The following is a 22638-nucleotide window of genomic DNA, read 5'->3' on the forward strand; positions in this document are numbered from 1 at the left end:
ACCGGTCCGGCTGGCCGTTCGGCCGCCCTTCTCCGCACAAGAATTCGGGAGTGATCCATGTCTTTGAACACCGCACTAATAAAGCAGAACGTCTACATCAACGGCGAGTGGGTTGATGCGGATAGCGGCCAGACCATTGCCGTTGCAAATCCCGCGACCGGCGAGAGCATCGGAACGATCCCCTATTGCGGACGCGGCGAGACCGCCCGTGCCATCGCAGCGGCGAAGGCGGCGTTTCCGGCGTGGAAGGCCCTCACGGCGGATGCCCGTGCGGACTATATGCACAAGCTGTGCGACGCCATCATGGACCAGGTGGACGACCTTGCCGTGCTTCTGACCACCGAAATGGGCAAACCGGTCGCCGAGGCCAAGGGTGAAATCACGCTCGGGGTCAAATACATCCGCTTCTTCGCCGAAGAAGGAAAACGCATCTACGGCGACACGATACCGTCTCCCTGGGCGGACCGCCGCATTCTGGTGACGAAGGAACCGGTCGGCGTTGTTGCATCGATCACGCCCTGGAATTTTCCGAATTCGATGATTGCCAGGAAGCTCGGCGCGGCGCTCGCCTCCGGATGCACCATGGTCATGAAGCCGGCGGAATTCACGCCCTATTCCGCCCTGATCTACGGCATCATGGCCGACAAGGTCGGCCTTCCGGCCGGCGTCGTCAACATCGTCACCGGCGACGCTCCGGCCATCGGTGAGGAGATGTGCGAAAACCCGGCAGTGCGCAAGATCACGTTCACGGGGTCGACCCGGGTTGGCAAGCTGCTGGCCGCGAATGCCGGCAAGAACATGAAGAAGATCTCGATGGAACTCGGCGGCAACGCGCCTTTCATCGTGTTCGACGATGCCGACCTGGACCGGGCCATCAGCGGGGCCATCGCCAGCAAGTTCCGCAATTCCGGTCAGACCTGCGTCTGCGCGAACCGGATCTACGTCCAGGCCGGCGTCTATGATGCGTTTGCGGCGAAGCTGAAGACCGCCATGGCTGAACAGCTGAAGGTCGGCAACGGTCTTGAGGCCGGGGTCACCCAGGGTCCGCTGATCAACGAGGCCGCCGTGGAAAAGGTTGCGGCGCATGTGCAGGATGCCCTGAGCAAGGGCGGCGAACTCGTTTCCGGCGGCAACCGGCCCGATGGCGAGGGCACGTTCTTCGAACCGACCCTGATTACCGGCGCCACTCCGGACATGAAAGTCGCACATGAAGAGACCTTCGGTCCGCTTGCGGCCCTGTTCCGCTTCGACAGCGAGGCCGATGCCATCCAGTTGGCCAACGATACGGAATACGGGCTCGCCTGCTATTTCTATTCGCAGGACCTGGGCCGGTGTTTCCGCGTGATGGAGGCGCTCGAATACGGCCTTGTCGGTGTCAATGAAGGCGTGATCACGACCGAGGTGGCTCCTTTCGGCGGCTTCAAGGAAAGCGGCGTCGGCAACGAAGGCTCCAAATACGGTCTCGATGACTATCTCAACGTGAAATACAACTGCCTCGGCGGACTGGGTCTCTAGGGTACGGACTCATAAATGAAGCCGACTTGTCGGCAGAAATGGCAAAATCTCGCGAGGAAGTGTGCGCAGAGCGGGCTTTATGCCCGGTCAAGCGCGGTGACGTTGCGAGGTGAAGCCATTTTGCCGTCCTTCGGATTTGGCCGTTTTGGCCATCTGCATCGTCGCGAAAGGCTTGAAAATGAACCACATTTCCTGCGCTTGCGCTCCTCGCAATTGGTCAAAACGATCCAAACCAAGTTGACTTCATTTATGAGTCCGTACCCTAGACACACCGAACTTGGTACCGCGTTTCAAGGTTAGACTGCCAACAGCAGAAGCGAAATCCTGACTGTCTTCGTGACGTCAGGTATTGCGCGTCACACGCACCGCCAGAAGCGGCACGAGACACATCAGCAGCGCCAGCGCCAGGAAAGCCGTTTGCAGGCTGGTGGCGTTGGCAACGAAGCCTATGGCGGCCGGTCCGAGCAGGATGCCACCGTAGCCGGTCGTTGCGACCGCGGCGACCGCTTGCCCGCTCGGCATGTCCTTCTGCGTTCCGGCGAGGCTGAACAGCACCGGCACGATGTTGGATGCACCCAGTCCGATCGCGACGAAGCCGATCGCCGAAATCGCGATGTGAGGCGTCAGCGTCACGAGCAGTATGCCGCCGATCGTTACCCCGCCACCCCAGATGAGGCACCGGCGGCTCCCGACCGCCGCGACAAACCTGTCGCCGAAGATCCGGCCGACCGTCATGGCAACGGAAAACAGCATGTAGCCGAACCCGCCCATGGCGATGCCGACCAGCCCCTGTTCGGTCACCAGCAGCGCGCCCCAGTCGAGGATCGCGCCTTCGACGAGGAAGGTCGTGGCGGTGAGCAGGGCGATCACGAGAACGACGCCCCTTGGAAAAACGATGGCGTTCGACCCGGCTTCCGGTTCCGCCTTCAACAGCATCGGCCAGGCCACCAGGATCGCCGCAAGGGCCAGAAGCGCGCAGGCGCTCGCGGTCAAGCCGGGCGACGCGCCGGAGGACAGCAACACGGTTGCCCCGCCTGCCCCCGCGAAGCCGCCAATGCTGAAAAGCGCATGAAACCCTGACATGAGCGGTCCGGGCGATCCGCGTTCCACTTCCACGGCGTGCGAATTCATGCCGACTTCAAGCATGCCCAGGAAGATCCCGATCAGGATGACAACGGCCCCCATGGTCCAGAGCGATCCGACGAACCCCACGGCTGGAAACAGCAGCGCCAGCCCCAGTCCGCCGGCAACCGTCACCTTGCGCGTGCCGAAGTGTGTGCAGGCAATTCCGGCAAGCGGCATTGCGGCAACCGACCCGGCACCCAGGCCGAGTAGTAGCAGGCCGAGGCCGGCATCATCGAGGCCCAGTCTCTGCTTCACGTAAGGAATGAGCGGCGACCAGCATCCGAGCACGAACCCGGCGGCGAAAAACGCGAGGCGCGTTGCCAGCCTGGTTTCGGGGCGATCGGCCGAAAGACCTGCGGCTTCCACACTCATCGGACGGCCCCCCGTCTTGCCGCAGGCGGCGCGGCCGTCAGGACCTGATTTGTTTCGGTCCTGAACTCCGCCCGGCAATCTTCGCTCACACGCGCTTCCAGAACCAGGCAGTCGATCCCGCCAAAGGGGAGGATCCTGTGCGGCAAGCGGGCGCCAAGCTTCTGTTCGGTCGCCAGGATGACAACCCGGTCGCTTGCGCTGACTGCAGCCCGCTTCACATCGGCATCCTGCGCGTCAAAGGCGCTGACGCCGGTCTCGCGGCAAAGGCCGCAGGTGCCGAGAAATGCCAGGTCGAACCGGAAAGCCTCCAAAGCCCTGATGGTTTGCGACCCCGTCGTCCCACCCACGTCCGCGTTGACGGCGCCGCCAAGCGAAAAGACGTTCAGGCCCTTTTTCCCCGTCAGCTTGGCGATTACCGGGATGGAGTTGGTGACGACCGTGAGTTCAAGGTTCAGAGGCAGGTATTCCGCGAGGATGATGTTGGTGCTGCCGACATCCAGAAACAGGCAGTCTCTTGGCCGGATCAGCGAGAGCGCGGCTTTTGCCAAGGCTTCCTTGCGCTCGACATCTTCCGTGGTGCGCACCGAAACCGGCTGCGCTGACGGCGCCACCGGCAACGCGCCGCCATAGACTTTCTCGCAATGGCCCTCTGCGGCCAGTTTGCGCAGATCCCGGCGGATAGCGTCTTCGGAGACGGCGAAGTCGGCTGCCAACTTTGCCGCCGACACTGCTTCGCCACGGGCAAGGATTTCGAGAATGGCCGCGCGACGCTGATTGGGAAGATGAGAAACATTGGACATAAATGTGCAATAACATGCAAAACTGTGCATGAACAAGAACAAAATTACGTCCCATTTCAAGTATCACCACGTGCGCGAACGCGACGACTTCAAACGGATGGATGGATTTCGGAAAGGAGAATGCCGGGTCAGGCGGCGACCACAAGACGCTCGGCAACGTCAATCGCTGTCATCGGACGGCCGAAGTAATAGCCCTGACCGAGCTGACAGCCCAGTTCCTGCAGCCGGCAGGACTGCTCGAATGTCTCGATGCCCTCGACGACCACCGACATGCCGTAGCCTTCAGCGAGCAGGAGCACCGCCTCGATCACGGCCGTGTCTTCCTGCCGGTCGATCGTTTCCTTGATGAAGGACCGGTCGAGCTTGATCTTGGAGAACGGGAACTTGGTGATGTATCCGAGCGACGAGTAGCCGGTGCCGAAATCGTCCATGGAGAAGTTGCAGCCGCGCGACTTCAGGTCTTCCATGCACTGCATCAGCTCAGGGCTGTCATCGACGAACAGCGATTCCGTGACTTCGAGATCCAGCCTGTCGGCCGGAAAGCCCGAACGTTCAAGCGCTTCGGAGACCGTTTCGACAAGATCCCCGCGGAAGAATTGCACAGGCGACACATTGACCGAAAGCCGCAAGGGCTGCTTCCAATGCAAGGCTTCCTTCATGCCGCGATTCAGCACCCAGGCGCCGAGTTCCTGGATGTATCCGTTTTCCTCCGCGATCGGAATGAACTCCGCCGGCGAGACCGGACCGAATTCCCGGCTGTCCCATCTCAAGAGCGCTTCAACACCGAAAAGCGTGCTGTCGTTCAGGCGCACCAGCGGCTGGTATTCGAGACGCAATTCATCCCGGATGATTGCCTTGAACAGTTCCGTCTCCAGCTTTCTGCGACGCTGAAGGGCGGTGTCCATTTCCGACTTGAAACAGACGATCGGATTCTGGCTGTCACGCCGTGCCGTCGACAGCGCGTTGCCGGCGCGTTTCAGAATGAGGTCCGGATCCCCCTCACCTTCGGACACGACATAGCCGAACTTGAGCTGCACCGAGATGCGCGCGCCATCGATGGCGTAGTCTTCGCCGATGATTTTCTGAACTTCCTCGACGATCGCGAGTTCCGTTTCACTGCCGGTTTTCGACACGCTGAGGCCAGCGAAGACGTCGGCGTTGATGGCGGCCCAGGTGACGTCCTTGGCCAGATGGCTTTTCAGACGCGACGCGATCGACTGGCGCACACGGTCGCCATAGGTGAAGCCGAGCGTCGCTACGATCTGGTCGAGATTGGTCACGGCGAACTGAACCACGCAGACAGCCTCGCTCTTGGAACAGGTACTTTTGGTCTGTTTTTTCAACGCCCGCTCAAATCCGTTGCGGTTGAGGAGGTCGGTGATCGGATCGAAACGTGCCAGGTATTCCAGCCGGGCCGCGGATTCCCGCTCGTCGGTGACATCCCTGCAGGTCAGGCAGGCTAGCGCCCGCGTTTCAGTCTTGTTGGGGTGTCTGGCTTCGGCCAGTGTCTTTTCGGCCTTCGTGACCACGTATTCGATGAAACGGCGTTTTGTTCCTTCCTGGGCGAGAACAAGGATCTGCGGAACCGGATCGCGCCCGTCGGCGGCCTGAAGCGCAACGATCGCTTCTTCAACGAGCGCATTCGGCAGAGCTGAGCGCGCACTGCTGCCGGCAAGCGTTTCGTTGGAGAAAAGGGACCGCGCCGTCCTGTTGGCCGCCGTGATCAGGCAATCGCTGTCGATGACGATGATGGCGTCGAAACTGTCATCGAAAACCTGACCGAGCATCCGGTCGCTGTTGCGCTGCTTGATGTCGGCGACATGTGCGAGAAGCTTGTGCAGTCCGAGTTCGCGCAAAACGACAATCACAGCCGCCAGGAGAAGCAGAACATGGGCGCTGCCGGTGGGAACGAGAACCGGATGCGACTGCTGGACGGTGAACGCCACGATCTCGATCGCCAGGGCGGACAGCAGGAAGATGCCGAGCTTGATCGCCCATCCCTCGATCTTGGTGATCAGCAAAAGGGCGAACACAAGCACCGCGAAGAGGAGCGCAAAGGCTTCGCTCACGGGGGTCAGCGCCCGCTTCTGGAGGAGCGTTTCCGCACCGAGCGCCTGGACAAGCGCTCCGGGGATGATCCCGTGCACCGGCACGGCGAAAAGGTCGCGCAGTTCGAGCGCGCTGGCCCCGACGATGACTTTCTTGCCGGTGACCTGACCCAGATCGGCCGTTCCATTCAACACGTCGGCCATGGGAATTCGGGCAATGCCATCGACGTCGATCCCGTAGTCGAGATAGAACGCGCCTTGCGTGTCACCGCTGTGTTCCCCGAGATAGGCGGCGGCGGAGATCTCGGTGATCCCGTCTATCTCATAGCCATAGAGATTGCGCCAGATCCGGCTGTCAGCCTCCATCGGCACCATGACGACCACTGGCCAGGCATGATCCAAAAAAGGGTCCGCAGGAAGATTGATGACTTCATTTTCGCCGGACTGCGCGGAGGCCGCCTGACGGAAGGCGGCGAGGCTGACATTGCCCGCCTGCTCGATCGCACGCGCGAACAAAGCATCATCTTCCGGGTTGGACGCGGCACTGAAATCAACGTCGAAGACGATATCCTGCGCACCGGCGCCCGCGAGCCGGTCGACGAGATCGGCATGGATCCGGCGGGGAAAGGGCCAGACCCCGACCTCCTCGAGACTGCCGGCATCAATATCAATGAAGACGATCTGACCCGAGACCGGTTTGGTGTCCAGGCTGAACCTGGTCTCCCAGGCAAGTCTGTCGATGCTGTCGGTCAAACCCGCGAAGCGCAAAACGAGAATAGCCGCGGCCAGGAAGACCGCGACCAGAAAGGCGTTCACAAAACGACCGCCAAATTTCTCGTTCCAGACGTTCACCCCGCCTCACCCGGTTCGCAAACGATGCAACACTGGGCGTGTCTCTTTCGAGTTCACATCATTTGCCACTGTTGCCGTTCGAATTGCCATTTCCGTTGCCGTTCGAGTTACCGTTGCTGTTGCCGTTCGAATTGCCGTTGCCGTTGCCATTCGAATTACCGTTGCTGTTGCCGTTCGAATTGCCGTTGCCGTTGCCATTCGAATTGCCGTTGCCATTGCCATTCGAATTGCCGTTGCTGTTGCCGTTCGAATTGCCGTTGCTGTTGCCGTTCGAATTGCCGTTGCTGTTGCCATTCGAATTGCCGTTGCCATTGCCATTCGAATTGCCGTTACCGCTCGAGCTCTCGTTGGAGCCGAACAGACCGCCGAACAGTCCCTTTGCCTTTTGAGGCTTCTCTTTCTGAATCTCGACCGGTGCCGGACGTCCGAGCGCCGCCACTTTCGGGCTGCGTTTCGGCCCCTTGCGCACGTCCGGTTTGGTGCGTCCGCCGACACTCAGGCCACCATTGTTTCCGTTCCCGCTGGAGGCGTTCTGCCCGGCCGTCAGATCGGCGCGATCTCCGGAAGAGAAGTCTTCAACCCCGACAACACCCCTGTCCACGGAGACGCGCGCGCGCGACTCGTCAACAGAGACGTCGAACCGGGTGCCCTTGACCACGGCGGCCAGAAAAGGCGTTTCGACGAAGAAGTGCGGCCGCGACCGTTTCGCGACATCGACGGTGACCTTTCCCTTGCGCTGCAAGAGGGTCGTTTTCGACCTGTTGCTTTGATATTTCGAGATCGCAAAGGTGGTGTTGGGCCCCACGCTGATGGTTTCCTCACCGCGCGCGATCAATGCCCGGCCGCCTGCCCTCGTGCCCATGGTGTAGCCTTTTTCAAAAGCCATGCCGCGCTTGACGCGGAAGGCCTCGACATCCGGGGCGACAAAATAGACGATGCCGGATACGCGCTTGACCACCCATTCGGACGCTGCCGCGCCGGTCACCGTCCCTGCGAGGAAAAGCGGTATTAAAAACAAGGCAGCAAAAAGGACGGCCGGGGTTTTACTCGACCGACTTTTATATTTGGAATGCTTTGAAGGGTCTGATATCTTTAAGTTGCTCTTCAAGTTACAGACAACCATAGCTAAACTACCTCACAGGTAAAATTCAGCTTTTTTCTTAGCGATTTCTGCTTAACTCAAAATAAATATTTAGAAATAATTGACCCGTTCGACGAACAGGGTTTCCAGTAAGTGAATCCCTCTTCTCAAATTTGAACAAACGGGACAATCATTCAGCAGGTGCCAGCAACGCGCTTTCAACTTCCCGGAACACCTCGACATGATCGATGTTCATCTGTTCGATACCGTAGCGAACCGCTTTTTCGAACATGTCCCTGTCGTCGCCGTCGTAGAACATCTGCGTTATGAGGTTCGCATCCCGGGCTTCCTTTACGAGATCTTCGCGCAGAGTGTCCTTGTCGAATTCGAGGATATGGGCGTCCTGGGCCACGGCGCGTTCCACGGAGCCGACATGCGCGAACAGAAGCATGCGCTTCAGATCCGGCACCTTCGCCCGTGCCAACGCACGGATCGACTGATCGAAGGAAAAGGTCCAGGCGTCATTGAGCATGCCACGCGCCGCAAGCATGTCCCGGACTTCACCGGGATCGCCTTCCTTGATTTCCACGTAGGTCCCGATCCGGCCGCGGCAGGCATCCAGGAATGCATCCAGACGCGGGATGCGTTCACCGGCAAACTCGGGTGAGAACCAGGTGCCTGCGTCGAGGCGGTCAAGTTCGGCGGAAGAGAAATCCGAAAGCCGGCCGGCCCCGTTTGTGGTCCGCTCGAGCGTGTCGTCATGCAGAACGTAGAGGACACCGTCCTTCGACGGCCTGACGTCGAGCTCGACGACATCCGCGCCGAGTTCGATGGCCTTTTCGAGCGAAGCAAAGGTATTTTCGGGAGCGTGTCTGCATGCACCCCGATGGCACACGATGACTGCCTGTTTCACGTAACGTACTCCTTGTAGCCGAACCGGACCGGCCGCCCCCCGATTGCCTTCTCACCTCTTTGGACAAGATTATCCATACTTGCTGCCTGAATTTCTTGATGGATTGATGACAAATGTACTCGTTCTTTGTTTTCATGAGCTTACGAACTCTGCTTTTGCCTTCCGCAACCAGAAAATGCAGGAATATCGCAGAACACGCGTTTTCGATTCGCTGTCTGAGCCTCCCGTTTCAACGGCCGGCATCTCCCGGGAGAATCGCTCCAGCGGTGCGACATATTGTTCAGCGACACCGAACGGTCAGTCAAATTGCACTGCAAAATTTCTTTCTTATCTTCCCGGTGCAGCGTTCATGAGCGAACGCTCTTCGATCAACGATATGAGGTTCTCCCATGATCCGTTTTGCAGCTTCCGCACTTGCTCTTTCCCTTCTCGCAGCCCCGGCGATCGCCGAACCGGTCGCTTATGACTTCGACAAGTCCCACGCCAATCTCTCCTTCACCTACAACCACCTCGGCTATTCGACGACCGACGGACGCTTCGGCGACTGGGACGGCACCTTGCTGATCGACAAGGAGACGCCTGCGAACTCCTCCATCGAGTTCACGATCAACATCGACAGCCTCGACACGTTCTGGGCGGATCGCGACACGCACCTGAAGAGCCCAGATTTCTTTGACGCGGCCAAGTTCCCGCAGGCAACGTTCAAAAGCACCAAGGTCGAGCAGACCGGCGAGAACCAGCTGGACGTCACCGGCGACCTGACGCTGCGCGGCATCACCAAACCGGTCACGCTGACGGTCGACGTCCTTGCCATGGGTGACCATCCGATGGCCAAGAAACCGGCTGCCGGATTCTCGGTCACCACCGTGATCAAACGTTCCGACTTCGGCATGGACAAGTTCGTGCCCTATGTAGGTGACGAGGTCACTGTGACGTTCCATGCCGAAACGCTGGTTTCGCAGGCAACGAACTGACCCGACCGACACGGAGGCCGGTTTGACCGGCCTCCCAACTCAAGGAGCCCGCCATGCTGCGCAACACTTCAACCGGTTACGGACGCATTGCAATCGCCTTTCACTGGACGATGGCCGTGCTGATCGCCGGAATGCTTGCTTTCGGGCTCTATATGACGTCGCTGCCGCCAGCAGACCCGGAAACGTTTCAGCTCTATCAGTTGCACAAGTCGGTCGGCTTCGTGGTCCTGACGCTTGCCGTCCTCCGGTTGGCCTGGCGCTTTGTGAATCCCTCCCCGAAACTGCCTGCCGGCATGCATCCGCTTGAGAAAACGGCCGCGCATCTCGGACATATCGGTCTCTACGCCCTTATCTTCGCGATGCCGATCACGGGCTGGTTCATGGTTTCGGCGTCGCCCTGGGGCATTCCGACGGTGCTCTTCAACGTCCAGCCCGTGCCGCATCTGCCGGTTCCCGAAGCACTCGGCACCAAGGAACAGGCGGAAGGCTTCTTCAAGGTCCTGCACGCATATGGCGCCTACCTTCTGATCGCGCTGATCGTCGTTCATGTGGCCGCCGCACTCAAACATCACTTCATCGCCCGGGACGACACTTTGAAACGCATGGTGTCGACCGGACCGGCCAAGGCCAAGTCTTAATTTCTCACTTCAGGATTTCGTAACATGATACTGAAACAACTTGTCCTCTCCGGCTTGTCCTTGTCAATGTTTGGCGCGGTTTCCGCTGCGCAAGGCGAGGCCTGGAGCGTGGATCCAGCGAGCAGTACGCTTGCCTTCGAAGTCCAGCAGGGCAGCGCAGCACTGACCGGAACCTTCACCACCTGGGATGCCAGCATCGATTTTGATGCCGCCGCTCCCGAGAGCGCCGTCATCGTCGCCACGATCAACCCGGCCAGCGCCTCGACAGGCAATCCGCAGTTCGACACGACCCTGCCCGCCGCAGACTGGTTCGATGCCGTCGGCTTTCCCGTTGCAGAGTTCAAGGCAGAAGGCGCCACGCTCGTTGAAGGCAACAGCTACAAGGCCGACGGCACATTGACCATCAAGGGCGCGTCGCATCCGGTGACACTCGACTTCACGCTCGACATCGACGGCGACACCGCGAGGGCGGCCGGAACCGCGAAACTCAATCGCCTCGACTACGGGCTCGGCGCCGGCGTCGGCACGGACACGGTCGGCGATATCGTCACCGTCACGCTCGACCTGACGGCAACGCGCTGACATTCACACAGATTGTGCAACCAATTGTGCAGGCCGCGGGACTTGGCGTCCGCGGCCTTTTTGCCGTATGAGAACGGCAGATATCGTTCCAGCGCCGCCGGGTGATGCCGAGGCAGCCAGATCAGGAAAGACGCCTCATGAACGCTCCCGTCACCCCTCCCGAATATCACCACAGCGCACTCTTCCCGCAGGACGAGGATCAGACCCCGTACCGCAAGCTGACGTCCGACCACGTCAGCACCGCCGAATTCAACGGAGAAAAAGTGCTCATGGTCGATCCGGAAGGGCTGCGCCTGCTGGCGGAGGAAGCCTTCAAGGACATCAATCACTATCTCCGGCCCGGCCACCTTGAGCAGCTGAGGAAAATTCTCGACGATCCGGAAGCAACGGAAAATGACAAGTTCGTCGCCTTCGATCTTCTGAAAAACGCAAATATCGCCTCGCACGGTGTGCTGCCGATGTGCCAGGACACCGGCACCGCGATCATCATGGGCAAGAAAGGCCGCAGGGTCTGGACCAAGGGCGGCGACGAAGCCGCCCTCGGCGAAGGCGCCCGGGACGCCTATTTCAAGAAGAACCTCCGGTATTCCCAACTCGCGCCGATCTCCATGTTCGAGGAGAAAAACACCGCGAGCAACATGCCGGCGCAGATCGAGCTCTATGCCGAAGGCGAAGATGCCTACAAGTTCCTGTTCATGGCCAAGGGCGGCGGCTCGGCGAACAAGACGTTCCTTTTCCAGGGGACGCCGTCGCTGCTCACGCATGACCGCATGATCGATTTCCTGAAGGAAAAGATCCTGACGCTCGGTACGGCTGCCTGCCCCCCCTATCACCTGGCGATCGTGATCGGCGGCACCTCGGCTGAAATGAACCTCAAGACGGCCAAACTCGCCTCAGCCAGATACCTCGACGGCCTGCCGACCGGCGGATCGGAAAGCGGCCACGCGTTTCGCGACCTTGCCATGGAAGAGGAAATCCACAAGCTCACGCAGGCAACGGGCGTCGGCGCCCAGTTCGGCGGCAAATATTTCTGCCACGATGTCCGCGTCATCCGCCTGCCCCGTCACGGGGCCTCGCTCCCCATCGGCCTTGCGGTCTCCTGCTCGGCGGACCGCCAGGCCGTCGGCAAGATCACGAAGGACGGTATCTTCCTCGAGCAACTGGAGACGCAGCCCGAAAAGTACCTTCCGGAAGTGACCGACGAATCGCTGTCGGACAATGTCGTGAAGATCGACCTGACCCGGCCAATGTCCGAAATTCTGGGCGAGCTCAGCAAGCATCCGGTCAAGACGCGTCTGTCCCTCACCGGTCCTTTGATCGTGGCCCGCGACCTCGCGCACTCCAAGTTGCGCGACCGCCTTGAAAGCGGCGAACCGCTGCCGGACTATTTCAAGAACCACCCGATCTACTACGCGGGCCCGGCAAAGACACCGGACGGCATGCCGTCGGGCTCATTCGGACCGACCACGGCCGGGCGGATGGACGCTTACGCCGATCAGTTCCAGGCAGCCGGCGGCTCCATGGTCATGCTGGCGAAGGGCAACCGCTCGGCCCAGGTGCGCAGAGCCTGCCAGGCCCATGGCGGTTTCTATCTCGGGTCCATCGGCGGACCGGCAGCGCGTCTTGCCCAGGACTGCATCAAGAAGGTTGAGGTCGTCGAATTCGAGGAACTCGGCATGGAAGCCATCTGGAAGATTGAAGTCGAGGACTTCCCCGCCTTCATCGTCATCGATGACAAGGGCAACGATTTCTTCAAGGAACTGAATTTGGGCTGACCGGGGTCAGGACTCATTAATTTGGTTGAATTGGCGCAGCGAACGTCGATGAGCTGCAAGGAAAAGCGCGACAAGCGGGCTTCCCGCCCGGCCAAACAAGAAAAAGGCGGCTCTGGCCGCCTTTTCCCAACAGGTTCTGTTGGTATTTGTCCAAAAAACTTTACCTGATCTTTATTCCATGCAGTCACAAATGTGGGTGAAAACTCAACATCATAGATGTCTGCATGGTTAAATTCGCACTTTACCTTCTGGTTCTTGTCATTTTTGCGTATGGCAGCAAGCAGCTCGGCTTTCCCAAGGCATATTTTCTGTTTCTGGTTGCGATCCTGGGAAGTGTCGCGGGCATGGTGCTGCTGCCGCTTTTCAAACCGGTCTTCAGTTCGCTCTGGTCGCTTTTGCCGCTGAAGTCCAACCGGAAGCAGAATGCCGAGACGCAAGACATCAATGACGGCCGCTTCCAGCAAGTCCTGGTGAAGGAGACCAAGAAGCTGCCCGAGGAAACGGAGCCGGCAGAAGCCGACGCCGAGCCGGCGCCGGAACGCAAGGAGGTCCTTGAGCTCAAGCGCGAGCACAGGAAAGAGGCAAAACTCGACCCGGAAACCGGCGACACGTTCGACAGCCTGCGCAGCCGGCTTGCCCGTCCGGCGGTTTATGCGTTTCGTCCCTATCCGCCGCATCGCGAGAAACACGGGCGCAGCAAGATCGGCGGACTGCCGGATCTTCCCAACAGCATTCCCTGGCCGAAGGCACCGGGGCACGGCGATCAGGTCAAGGCGGACCTTCCGCTGCACTTTCTGGCGCAGATCGACCTTGCGGATCTGCCCTGGCGCCCGGAAGGCATTCCGAAAGCCGGCATGCTGTTTTTCTTCGGCCGGTTTGACGAGAGCCTTTCCTGGTCCGAACCCGAGGTCGCCAGCGCGAACGACATTCGTGTCCTCTACGATGCGGACTATGCCGGCGCACCAACCGCTTTCCCGAAGAACCTGCCCTCGCTCCGGGACGGCAACTATCACTTCGACCTCCTGTTCGGCCTTCCGGGCGACGAGAAGTCCCGCATCTTCCCCGAATGGCCGCTGAACTTCGCGAAGGTCGAAACGATGCCGGTTGCCGAGGGGCTGCCCTTCGAGGCGCCGGAGGGATACAGGGAGGCGCACACCCGCCACCTGACGGATCAGCTGCTGACCGCGTTCGGAACCATGACGGCGGACAACGCCCGGCACCGGGAGTTCCATCTGTTCGCGCCCTGGACCGAAGAGGACAAGGCGGCCGGCAAGCCGCTTGTTGTCAGGCCCCACGAGGAAACCGGATTCCCGTTCGCCCCGAGAGGCATCGGCCTGATCTGCCGTATCCTGCGCAACCGGCACGCGGCCAAGCTGGAGGAAACCGGATTTGAAACCTGTTTCGAAGACTGGCAGCTGCAGGCGGACAGATCTCACGAAACAGCCATCGAACAGCGCGCGATCGAGGCCTTCATCGAAGACCTCAATGATTTTCTCGCCCAGGCGGCCGACAAGCGATACAGCAACTATCTGAAATCGGATATCGAACGGGCGATGCACAGGCTGGTGACGGAATCGGGTGCCGATCCGGAGCTTGCAAAGCATGTCCCCGAGCTGGTCTATGTCGCGGCGGCGGACAGGCATCCCGTATTCCTGAAGGATGCCGACGGTGTCCAGTGCCCCGAATTTCCCGGCGCCCGCTCCGGCAACTGCTACCACCAGATGTTCGGGCACCTCTCCTCCGTCCAGTTCCAGATGGCCCATGACAGTCCGGAGCAGTTGCTCCTGCAGCTGTTCAGCGACTGGGGTGCCGAGATGACCATCGGCGACGGCGGCGAGTTCGACTTCATGATCAATGAAAGCGATCTTGGCGAACAGGAATTCGACAAGGTCTCGGCGGCGCATTGCGCGCATTGATCCCGGAAGTCGGAATCAGGCCGGACCGTTCGTGATCGGACGGAAAGCGTCGACATTTCGGCGCATATCTCTTCATTTCCCTCAGATCAATAATCGAGGCGGATCACTGCCGAATTGAAGAAAGTTGCGCACTTTTTAAGTGCAATACCAAAATTTTTCTCTTAATGGGAGAAATTTCCGTTGCAATTTCGGCACATTTGATCGACCGGCCGCCTCCTCACATCATCGTGAGATTCCTTTCCAATCAAAATTAGGCCATGATTGTTAATAGTGCGGCAAGGAGATTTTCCTAACGTAACCTTCGATGTGATGCGCGCTCTGACGTGGGCAGGCGCTGAAGGGGGATAAATATGAAGACTTATTTCTACGCAGTGATTGCAATACTGGCAGGCTCGTTCCTGTTACCCGCCGAAGTGTCGGCTCGCGCCGGATACTTCGACCACAGCACCAACACCTGGGTGACGCCGAAGTATCACCCCGGCGGCAAGTCGCCCGTGCGGCGCAAGCAGGTCAAATATAGCGGACCATACTCGCCCGGAACCATCGTGATCGACACGTCCGAGCGCCGCCTCTATCACGTTCTGCCCAACGGCAAGGCCATGAAATACGGCGTTGGCGTCGGCAAGCAGGGCTTCCAGTGGGCCGGCACGCACCGCGTCACCCGCAAGGCGGAATGGCCGAGCTGGACACCGCCTGCGCAGATGCGGGCGCGTGAGCGCAAGAAAGGCCGGATCCTGCCGACCTACATGCCGGGCGGCCCGAACAACCCGATGGGTGCGCGCGCGCTCTATATCGGCTCGACCCTTTATCGCATTCATGGAACCACCGAGCCGTGGACAATCGGTTCTGAAGTTTCTTCAGGCTGCATCCGTATGGCGAACGAAGACGTGATCCATCTCTACAAGAACGTCAGCGTTGGCTCCAAGATCGTGGTCAAGCGCTAAGCATCGACCGCAGCTCATTCAAGAAAAGGCCGGATCTTGTGATCCGGCCTTTTTTCGTACCCTCGCCAGCTTTCCCGCCTTCCCCTGTCATCCGGGTCCCGGGTGAACAGCCAGCTTGCCGTCATGCAGAAAGCAGCCCCTGTCGAACAGCGACAGGTTGACGGGGTTGGGCAGCCTGACGTCCGCCCAGTCCGGGAGAGCCTTGCCTGCCGGGTCATAGGACCGGTGAACCTGCGACAGGACCACCAGCCGCAGGTCCCCGGTGGCCGCAAACCCTTTGAGCATTTCGACCTGATCAGACAGTTCGGGGGACGCGCGGTTCTGGTCCAGAACCTGCAGATAATCGATGACAGCGACCACACCACCGGCGTTTCCCGAAAGACAATCCTTGACCGTATTCGCATTCAGCGTATCCGTGAGCACGGCTTCGAACCTGTCGCGTCCAGGCCCGGGATGCCGGATCGCCGGACCAAGCTGCGACAGCTCCTTTTCGGAAAACTCCGAGGAGAAAAACACCGAAGAGAAACCACGGCTGGATGCCTCCGACAACAGATCGAGACCCAGGCGTGTCTTTCCATGCCCGGGCCGTGCGGCCAGCAGCATCAGTTCACCCGGTTGAAGAACCTCCAGCAAGCGTGCTGATGGCGCTCTTTTTCCGTGGACGGAGACCAGGCGGTTCCAGCTGCTGAACCCTTCCGCATTCGCAATGCGGTCCAGTGCCCTGGAAAGAGGAATATTTTCGCGTCTGGCAAGGTTTCTGGCCCTGCGTCTGAGGCGATAGACCGGAGCGGACAACTTCATTGGCAGATCCTGTTTGCGCCGGTCCGCAATCCCTCCTCATGCGCGCGCATCTAGCCAATGTCGTGTGGAGCCCTGCAGGTCAGCTGCTTTTCCGGTCGGAGGGGGAAGGCTCGGGTCAGCCTTGCGCCAGTCTATCCGATTCGCGCCATCAAGGTGGGTAATCCGGATCTAGATGTCCCGGCTGAGGCCTTTTTGCGCAAGTTCCTGGAGGTAGACGCCCCAGTGGCTCTCCGGCCGTTCGCCAAGGTCCAGCAAATAGCGCCATGAATAGATGCCCGAACTGTGCATGTCGTCGAAATGGATGCGAACGGCGTAGTTGCCGACCGGTTCGACCTTGATGATCTCGACATTGCGCTTGCCGGGAACCGTCTGCTTTTGCGACGGTGCATGACCCTTGACCTCCGCAGACGGCGAGCAGACCCTCAGGTATTCAGCGGACAGGTCATGGGCAGCCCCATTGTCGAACGCAACTGTCAGCGTTTTCCTGTCGCTTGCGACCCGCAGTTCTGTCGGCCAGGGAGTGGACTCGTCCGCCATTGATTTTCTTCCGGAACGTTTGAGTTTTCAGGTGTGCCGGGACGATACTGCGCACAATCGATGCGTCAAGCGGCGTTTTGACCGGCGAGCTTCACCGCCTCATATCCGTCGAGAGCCGCCTGCCGCGCCGCCGCGTGATCGACAATCGGCATGGGATAGTCCCTGCCGAGCACGATATCCGCCCGTTCCAGTTCGGTCTTTGAGGCGCTGAACGGCTCGAACAGATAGTCCGTTTCCAACCCTTTCAGCTCCGGTACCCAGGTCTTCACATAGGTACCGTCCGGATCAAATTTCCTGCCCTGCGTGATCGGATTGAAGATCCTGAAATAAGGTGCCGCATCGGCCCCGGATCCGGTCACCCACTGCCAGCTGGCAGAATTGTTGGCAAGGTCCGCATCGAGCAACGTGTCGCGGAACCATGCCTCGCCATGGCGCCAGTGCAAACGAAGGTGCTTGACCAGAAAACTCGCGACGATCATCCGGACGCGGTTGTGCATGTATCCGGTCTGCCAGAGTTCACGCATGCCCGCGTCGACGATCGGATAGCCGGTTTCACCTTTTTGCCAGCGTTCGAGATCTTCCGGAGACTCCCGCCAGGGATAGGCGTCGAACGAAGGACGCCAGTTTGCCTGCGGCAGCTCCGGAAAGTGATAGAGGAGATGATAGGAAAACTCGCGCCAGGCGATTTCCGACAGGAACTTGTGACCGTCCTTGCGGTATCCGTCCTCGGCATCGATTGCCTTCCAGGTTTCGTTCCAGATCTGCCGCGGAGAGATATCGCCGAAATGCAGATGTGGGGACAGCCTGGAGACATTCGGCAAATCCGGCCGGTTTCGAAGCTCGCCGTAACCTTCCAGGCCTTCCGCCAGAAACGTCTTCAGGCGCTTCGACGCGCCGTTTTCACCGGGCTGCCACAGGCGATCCCATCCCGCCGCCCAATTCGGCTTTGACGGCAGCAGCCCGAGGTTCTCAAGGGCTTCGCCATGCGCGCTGTCCAAGAAGGTCACCTCTTTTGGTGCGGGCAAGGGTGCGTTCACCGGCTGCTGCTGCGCCGTCTTCCAGAAGGGCGAATAGACCTTGAAGGAGCCTCCGGTCTTGTTGGCGAGTTCCCATGGTTCGAACAGAAGCGATGCCTTGAAGCTCTGGACCTCGAAACCGCCGTCCTTCAGAAGGGACTTGATTTCCGTGTCGCGCTCGATCGCCTGCGGCTCGTAGCACCGGTTCCAGTAGACCGCGCGAACCCCGCTCTCCCGTGCGATCTGTGGAATGAGATGGCGCGCGTCGCCCCTGCATACGATCAGACCCGGCAGGTTCCGTTCGAGGGTTTCAAGGCTGTGATGAAGCCACCATTTGCTGGCACCTCCGAGCGGATGGGTCTCACCGGTCTGCGCCGGATCCTCTAGCACGAACACGGGCAGAACCGGCCCGTTTTTCACCGCTTCATGGAGCGCCGGGTTATCAGCCGTTCTCAGGTCCTGCCGGAACCAAACAAGTGTGGTCATGATGCCTCGAATTTGTTGACTGTTCCAGATACGTCCATGACCGCGACTGGATCAACGGTGCGGCCGGCAATTTCCGCCGGCCGCCGACATCAATACTCCAGTTACGCGGGAACAGGTTCGCGAACCTGGGTGCGGAACCGTCCGAAATGCTCGTCCCAGCCCGCATCAAGCGCGCTCAGCATCATGAAAGCTGCCTCTCCTGCCGCCTGTTCGATGCCTTCGTGAACAAGCGTCAGACGCGTTCCGCCAGCCGCATCCTCCAGCGTCCAGCGAACGGTGGTCATAGCCCCGTTCAATGGCTTCACGGTAAAGGTGTAGACAAGGCATTCGTACGGTTTCATTTCGAGAACCCTGCCCCAGCAGATCCTGTTCATGTCACCATGCTGGTCGAGAAGCGTATAGTCCGCGCCTTCCTGCAGGTCTTCTTCCGCCGGATGGAACCAGCGTGCAAGCTTGTCCTTCTCGGTCAGGAATGACCAGACATGTTCGCGCGGCGCGTTCAGGAATATCGTCTTGGTGATCGTGGTCGCAGTCATTTCGGTTTTCCTTCCTTTTCCTTCATGTCCCTGGCAATTTCACGCTGCAGATCGGCCAGTTTGCGGTCCCAGAACTGTTCGAAGAATCCGAGCCATTCGAATGCCGACCTCAACGGCTCCGGAGAGAGGCTCTTCCGGCGCTCCCGTCCGATCGTCTCGCTCCTGACGAGACCGCCCTCTTCAAGGATCGCCAGATGCTTGTTGATTGCGGTCCGCGTGATGCCGAACCGTTCCGAAATTTCGGAGATCGCGAGGCTTTCCCGGCTCAGATGCAGCAGGATCTCGCGCCGGGTCGGATCGGAAAGCGCCCGGAAAACAGGTTGCGGTCCCGTATTCATCGGCGCTCCTCCCCGACCGGCAGAAAGTCGAACGGTCCGTCCTGGTACAGAAACGTGACGCAATCGACTTGCGAGACGCATTTGCTCAGGTGCGGCAGTCCGGCGGGGATTTCATAGTAGTCTCCGCTTCTCAGGACGTTTTCCGCGCGGTCCGCCCCGTCCCCGGCCAAATGAACCATTTCACCGGCAACGACGAGGCCATACATTCCGGCGCTCTTGGTGTGGACCGGACTGACGAGACCGGCCGGCAACCGCACCATCGCCATGTAGCTTTCCTCGAAACGGTTCCCTTTCAGCGGCGCAAAGGCGACACCCTCGCCCGTCGTCTGCCATGCAAGATCCGGCTGAGCCGTCAGCTTGATCTCTGCCGCACCGGCCCCGACAACCGGAGCACCAGCAAAAAGGGTGGCAGCAACCGCTCCCAGGCATTTCGTCATGCACATCTGCACCTCCATTAACAACACCTTTTGGTGTCATTTTAAATAACACCTTTTAGTGTCATTACAAGCCTCTCTTTCAAAGATTTCCGAAAACGCGGCAGCCAGGTTGATTTTAGTACGATATCGCACTATTTAGTTCGATATCGTACCAATGGAGAGACTGATGACCCTGACACGCAGAAAGACCCTCGCGATTCTCGGCGGCGGCGCCGTGGTTGCGGCCACCGCGTCGGCCGGCACCTTCCTGGCAACACGTACACCCGAAAAAGCACTCGCCCCCTGGGACACTGCCGGCACCTACGAGGACCCGAGGCTGTTCGCACTGTCCCATGCATTGCTGGCACCCAACCCGCACAACAGGCAACCCTGGCTTCTTGAACTCTCAGGCAACGACGATTTCCTTCTGCATCGGGACGAGACCCGGGATCTGCCGCATACCGATCCGTTTCACCGCCAGATTTTCATCGGTCTGGGGTGTTTTCTGGAGCTGATGTCCGTCGCCGCCACGCTGAAGAACCGTGCCGCCGATATCGTGCCATTCCCGGAGGGCGAGCACGGCCCTGTTGCCCGCGTGTCGCTGCGGTCCGGCAGCGGCGTTGATCCCCTGGCAAACCAGATCCTGGCAAGGCGGACCTGCAAGGAGCCGTTTCAGGACAGGGCTGTCCCGGCCAGCATGGTCGCCGCACTTGAAGCGTTCGGAGCCGTCATAACCGACACCGCGCAGGTGGCCCAGATCAGGGATCTCACCTGGAATGCCTGGCTTACGGAAATGCAGACCCACAGAACACTGAAGGAAAGCGTTGACCTGATGCGGTTCGGCAAATCCGAAATCAATGCCAATCCGGATGGTATCGATCTCGGCGGCCCCTTTCTAGAAACCCTGATGCTAGCCGGCGTGTTGAACCGGAAGGATCAGCTCGACCCGGCCTCGACCGGGTTTCAGGAGGGGGTGAAGATCTATCGCGAAATGCTGGCTGCAACACCGGCCTATGTCGTCCTGACAACCCGGTCAAATGCCCGGAGGGACCAGATTGACGCCGGGCGGCGCTGGCTGCGTCTGAACCTGGAAACCACGAGACTGGGGCTCGCCCTGCACCCGGTAAGCCAGGCGCTCCAGGAATTCGAGGAAATGCAGCCGCATTATCGTGAGGCGCACGAACTCCTTGCCAAGCCCGGCGAAACGGTTCAGATGCTGGGCAGATTGGGCTACGGTCCGACAACGCCTCCCTCGCCGCGCTGGCCGCTCGAAACACGGATCATGAATGGATAACGAAACCCGAACGCTGTTTTTCGCGTTCTTCAACGAAATCGGGATAATCGCGCAGCTCAGCCGAACGGCTCTGGAGGCGCGTTTGCCCAAGGGGCTGACCCTGCCTCATTTCAGCGTCGTCAATCACCTCATCCGGGTCAAGAACGGACAGACCCCGCTCGCGCTCGCCAGGGCGTTTCAGGTCCCCAAGACCACAATGACCCATACGCTGAGCGGCCTTGTTGAGCACGGCCTCGTCGAGATCCGTCCAAATCCCGAAGACGGCCGCAGCAAGACCGTTTGGCTGACGGATGCCGGCCGGCTGTTTCGCGATGCCGCCATCAAGTCGATCGATCCCGACATAGACGTCTTCCGGAAGCAGTATCCGGAGGACAGGATCCGAGAGCTTGTCCCTGCCCTTTCCGAAATCCGCACCCTTCTCGATGCGAACCGGGACGAGAAGACCTGAAGCACGCGATTGACAAAACTACACTCTCAAGTTTACCTGTCGTCCGGGGTGCCCCGAAGCATGGCGGTTTCCATTGCTATTGTCGCACGGCGCGCCATATGATGTGGTCAACAAAAATGAACGCATGGGAGAGTAAAGCGTGACAGACGGGAAAATTGTCGTTCCTACCAATTCGGCCGATGCCCCGGGCCCGACATCTCCTATGATTGATCCCTTCGGCCGTGCCGTCACCTACCTGCGCGTTTCAGTGACCGATCGCTGCGACTTCAGATGCGTTTATTGCATGGCGGAGGACATGACCTTTCTTCCCAAGCGGGAGGTGTTGAGCCTCGAAGAACTCGACCGGCTTTGCTCCGCATTCATCGAAAAAGGCGTGCGCAAGCTGCGTCTGACGGGCGGCGAACCGCTGGTGCGCAAGAATATCATGAGCCTGATCCGGAGCCTGGGACGTCATCTCGACAGCGGGGCTCTCGAAGAATTGACGATCACCACAAACGGATCCCAGCTCGCCCGCTACGCGACGGAGCTCTACGATTGCGGTGTCCGCCGCATCAATGTGTCCATCGACACGCTTGATGCGCAGAAATTCAAGGCGGTAACCCGCTGGGGCGATCTTGAAAAGGTACTCGGCGGCATCCGTGCAGCGACCGCTGCCGGTCTGAAGGTCAAGATCAACATGGTGGCCCTCAAGGACGTCAACGAGCACGAAATCGTCGAAATGCTGCAATGGTGTCATGGCGAGGGCCATGATCTGACCCTGATCGAGACAATGCCGCTCGGCGAAATCGACGGCGACCGGACAGACCAGTATCTGCCGCTCTCGACAGTGCGCCAGCGGCTTTCGGAGCAATACACGCTGACGGACATCCCCTACAAGACGGGCGGGCCGGCGCGGTATGTGACGATCGAGGAGACCGGCGGCCGCTTGGGCTTCATCACGCCGTTGACACATAATTTCTGCGAAAGCTGCAACCGCGTGCGCGTCACGTGCACCGGACAGCTTTACATGTGCCTCGGGCAGGACGACATGGCCGATCTACGCGCCCCGCTGCGTGCATCGGAGGGTAATGACGTCCTGAACGACGCCATTGACGAGGCGATCGGCCGCAAACCCAAGGGCCATGATTTTGTCATCGACCGGAAATCCAAGCAGCCGGCGGTCTCGCGCCACATGAGCGTGACAGGCGGCTGATTGCAGCCTTCAGGCTTGTCACCAAAAAAGAAGTGAGAC

General features: G+C 59.7%; 21 protein-coding genes. 10 read left to right on the forward strand and 11 right to left on the reverse strand.

The genetic code is table 11. From position 1 onward, the window contains the following. Window positions 1–57 precede the first annotated feature (57 nt). A complete protein-coding gene (locus tag ACO08A_RS26760) occupies window positions 58–1515 on the forward strand; it encodes an NAD-dependent succinate-semialdehyde dehydrogenase (protein WP_422038887.1) in 1458 nt (485 codons plus the stop codon). 342 nt (window positions 1516–1857) lie between these two features. Here ACO08A_RS26760 and ACO08A_RS26765 read toward each other — a convergent pair whose 3' ends face one another. From ACO08A_RS26765 to ACO08A_RS26785, 5 genes are all read right to left on the reverse strand, one after another. Continuing rightward, window positions 1858–3012, reverse strand: a complete 1155-nt coding sequence (locus tag ACO08A_RS26765) for an MFS transporter (RefSeq protein ID WP_422038888.1) — start codon at window positions 3010–3012, stop codon at window positions 1858–1860. Continuing rightward, entirely contained in the window at window positions 3009–3812 is an 804-nt protein-coding gene (locus ACO08A_RS26770; RefSeq protein WP_422038889.1) for a DeoR/GlpR family DNA-binding transcription regulator, read from the reverse strand. Before ACO08A_RS26770 ends, ACO08A_RS26765 begins: the two co-directional genes overlap by 4 nt. Window positions 3813–3940: 128 nt before the next feature. Next, window positions 3941–6712, reverse strand: coding sequence for an EAL domain-containing protein (locus ACO08A_RS26775; RefSeq protein WP_422038890.1), 2772 nt, complete (start codon window positions 6710–6712; stop codon window positions 3941–3943). Between the two features lie 58 nt (window positions 6713–6770). Further along, window positions 6771–7697, reverse strand: a complete 927-nt coding sequence (locus ACO08A_RS26780) for a FecR domain-containing protein (RefSeq protein WP_422038891.1) — start codon at window positions 7695–7697, stop codon at window positions 6771–6773. 286 nt (window positions 7698–7983) lie between these two features. After that, window positions 7984–8706, reverse strand: coding sequence for a glycerophosphodiester phosphodiesterase (locus tag ACO08A_RS26785; protein ID WP_422038892.1), 723 nt, complete (start codon window positions 8704–8706; stop codon window positions 7984–7986). A gap of 389 nt (window positions 8707–9095) precedes the next feature. Here ACO08A_RS26785 and ACO08A_RS26790 point away from each other — a divergent pair, with 389 nt between their 5' ends. The 6 genes from ACO08A_RS26790 (at window position 9096) to ACO08A_RS26815 (ending at window position 15535) form a co-directional block, all read left to right on the forward strand. After that, complete coding sequence (locus ACO08A_RS26790) at window positions 9096–9680, forward strand: YceI family protein (protein WP_422038894.1); 585 nt, start codon at window positions 9096–9098, stop codon at window positions 9678–9680. Window positions 9681–9733: 53 nt separating this feature from the next. After that, window positions 9734–10318, forward strand: a complete 585-nt coding sequence (locus ACO08A_RS26795) for a cytochrome b (RefSeq protein WP_422038895.1) — start codon at window positions 9734–9736, stop codon at window positions 10316–10318. Between the two features lie 24 nt (window positions 10319–10342). Next, window positions 10343–10900, forward strand: coding sequence for a YceI family protein (locus ACO08A_RS26800; RefSeq protein ID WP_422038896.1), 558 nt, complete (start codon window positions 10343–10345; stop codon window positions 10898–10900). Between the two features lie 137 nt (window positions 10901–11037). Then, window positions 11038–12675 carry a fumarate hydratase gene (locus ACO08A_RS26805; RefSeq protein WP_422038897.1) on the forward strand — a complete coding sequence of 546 codons (1638 nt, stop codon included), beginning with the start codon at window positions 11038–11040 and terminating at the stop codon, window positions 12673–12675. 224 nt (window positions 12676–12899) lie between these two features. Continuing rightward, entirely contained in the window at window positions 12900–14591 is a 1692-nt protein-coding gene (locus ACO08A_RS26810; protein ID WP_422038898.1) for a DUF1963 domain-containing protein, read from the forward strand. Window positions 14592–14941: 350 nt separating this feature from the next. Beyond that, window positions 14942–15535 (forward strand): L,D-transpeptidase, encoded by a 594-nt coding sequence (locus ACO08A_RS26815; RefSeq protein WP_420332096.1) that lies wholly within the window; start codon window positions 14942–14944, stop codon window positions 15533–15535. A gap of 87 nt (window positions 15536–15622) precedes the next feature. Here the strand turns inward: ACO08A_RS26815 and ACO08A_RS26820 are convergent, their stop codons facing one another. The 6 genes from ACO08A_RS26820 to ACO08A_RS26845 form a co-directional block, all read right to left on the reverse strand. Next, window positions 15623–16336, reverse strand: a complete 714-nt coding sequence (locus ACO08A_RS26820; protein ID WP_422038899.1) for a DNA helicase — start codon at window positions 16334–16336, stop codon at window positions 15623–15625. A 168-nt stretch (window positions 16337–16504) separates the two neighbouring features. Further along, on the reverse strand, window positions 16505–16873 hold the full coding sequence (locus ACO08A_RS26825; protein ID WP_422038900.1) for a gamma-butyrobetaine hydroxylase-like domain-containing protein: 369 nt from the start codon (window positions 16871–16873) through the stop codon (window positions 16505–16507). 65 nt (window positions 16874–16938) lie between these two features. Further along, a complete protein-coding gene (locus tag ACO08A_RS26830; protein ID WP_422038901.1) occupies window positions 16939–18375 on the reverse strand; it encodes a cryptochrome/photolyase family protein in 1437 nt (478 codons plus the stop codon). A gap of 101 nt (window positions 18376–18476) precedes the next feature. Further along, window positions 18477–18911, reverse strand: a complete 435-nt coding sequence (locus tag ACO08A_RS26835) for an SRPBCC family protein (protein WP_422038902.1) — start codon at window positions 18909–18911, stop codon at window positions 18477–18479. Beyond that, window positions 18908–19249: an ArsR/SmtB family transcription factor gene (locus ACO08A_RS26840; protein ID WP_421982746.1), complete on the reverse strand. Its 342-nt coding sequence runs from the start codon at window positions 19247–19249 to the stop codon at window positions 18908–18910. Before ACO08A_RS26840 ends, ACO08A_RS26835 begins: the two co-directional genes overlap by 4 nt. Continuing rightward, entirely contained in the window at window positions 19246–19692 is a 447-nt protein-coding gene (locus tag ACO08A_RS26845) for a cupin domain-containing protein (RefSeq protein WP_422038903.1), read from the reverse strand. The genes ACO08A_RS26840 and ACO08A_RS26845 overlap by 4 nt, the downstream gene beginning before the upstream one ends. Before the next feature lie 160 nt (window positions 19693–19852). On the opposite strand from ACO08A_RS26845, the gene ACO08A_RS26850 reads away from it, so the two are divergent. The 3 genes from ACO08A_RS26850 (at window position 19853) to moaA (ending at window position 22599) form a co-directional block, all read left to right on the forward strand. After that, window positions 19853–20959 carry an Acg family FMN-binding oxidoreductase gene (locus tag ACO08A_RS26850; RefSeq protein WP_422038905.1) on the forward strand — a complete coding sequence of 369 codons (1107 nt, stop codon included), beginning with the start codon at window positions 19853–19855 and terminating at the stop codon, window positions 20957–20959. Further along, window positions 20952–21407 (forward strand): MarR family winged helix-turn-helix transcriptional regulator, encoded by a 456-nt coding sequence (locus tag ACO08A_RS26855; protein WP_422038906.1) that lies wholly within the window; start codon window positions 20952–20954, stop codon window positions 21405–21407. Before ACO08A_RS26850 ends, ACO08A_RS26855 begins: the two co-directional genes overlap by 8 nt. 202 nt (window positions 21408–21609) lie before the next feature. Next, entirely contained in the window at window positions 21610–22599 is a 990-nt protein-coding gene (gene moaA / locus ACO08A_RS26860; RefSeq protein WP_422038907.1) for a GTP 3',8-cyclase MoaA, read from the forward strand. Window positions 22600–22638 lie beyond the last annotated feature (39 nt).

The sequence above is a fragment of the Roseibium sp. genome, assembly GCF_965232425.1.
In the GTDB taxonomy this organism is placed as follows: Bacteria; Pseudomonadota; Alphaproteobacteria; order Rhizobiales; family Stappiaceae; genus Roseibium.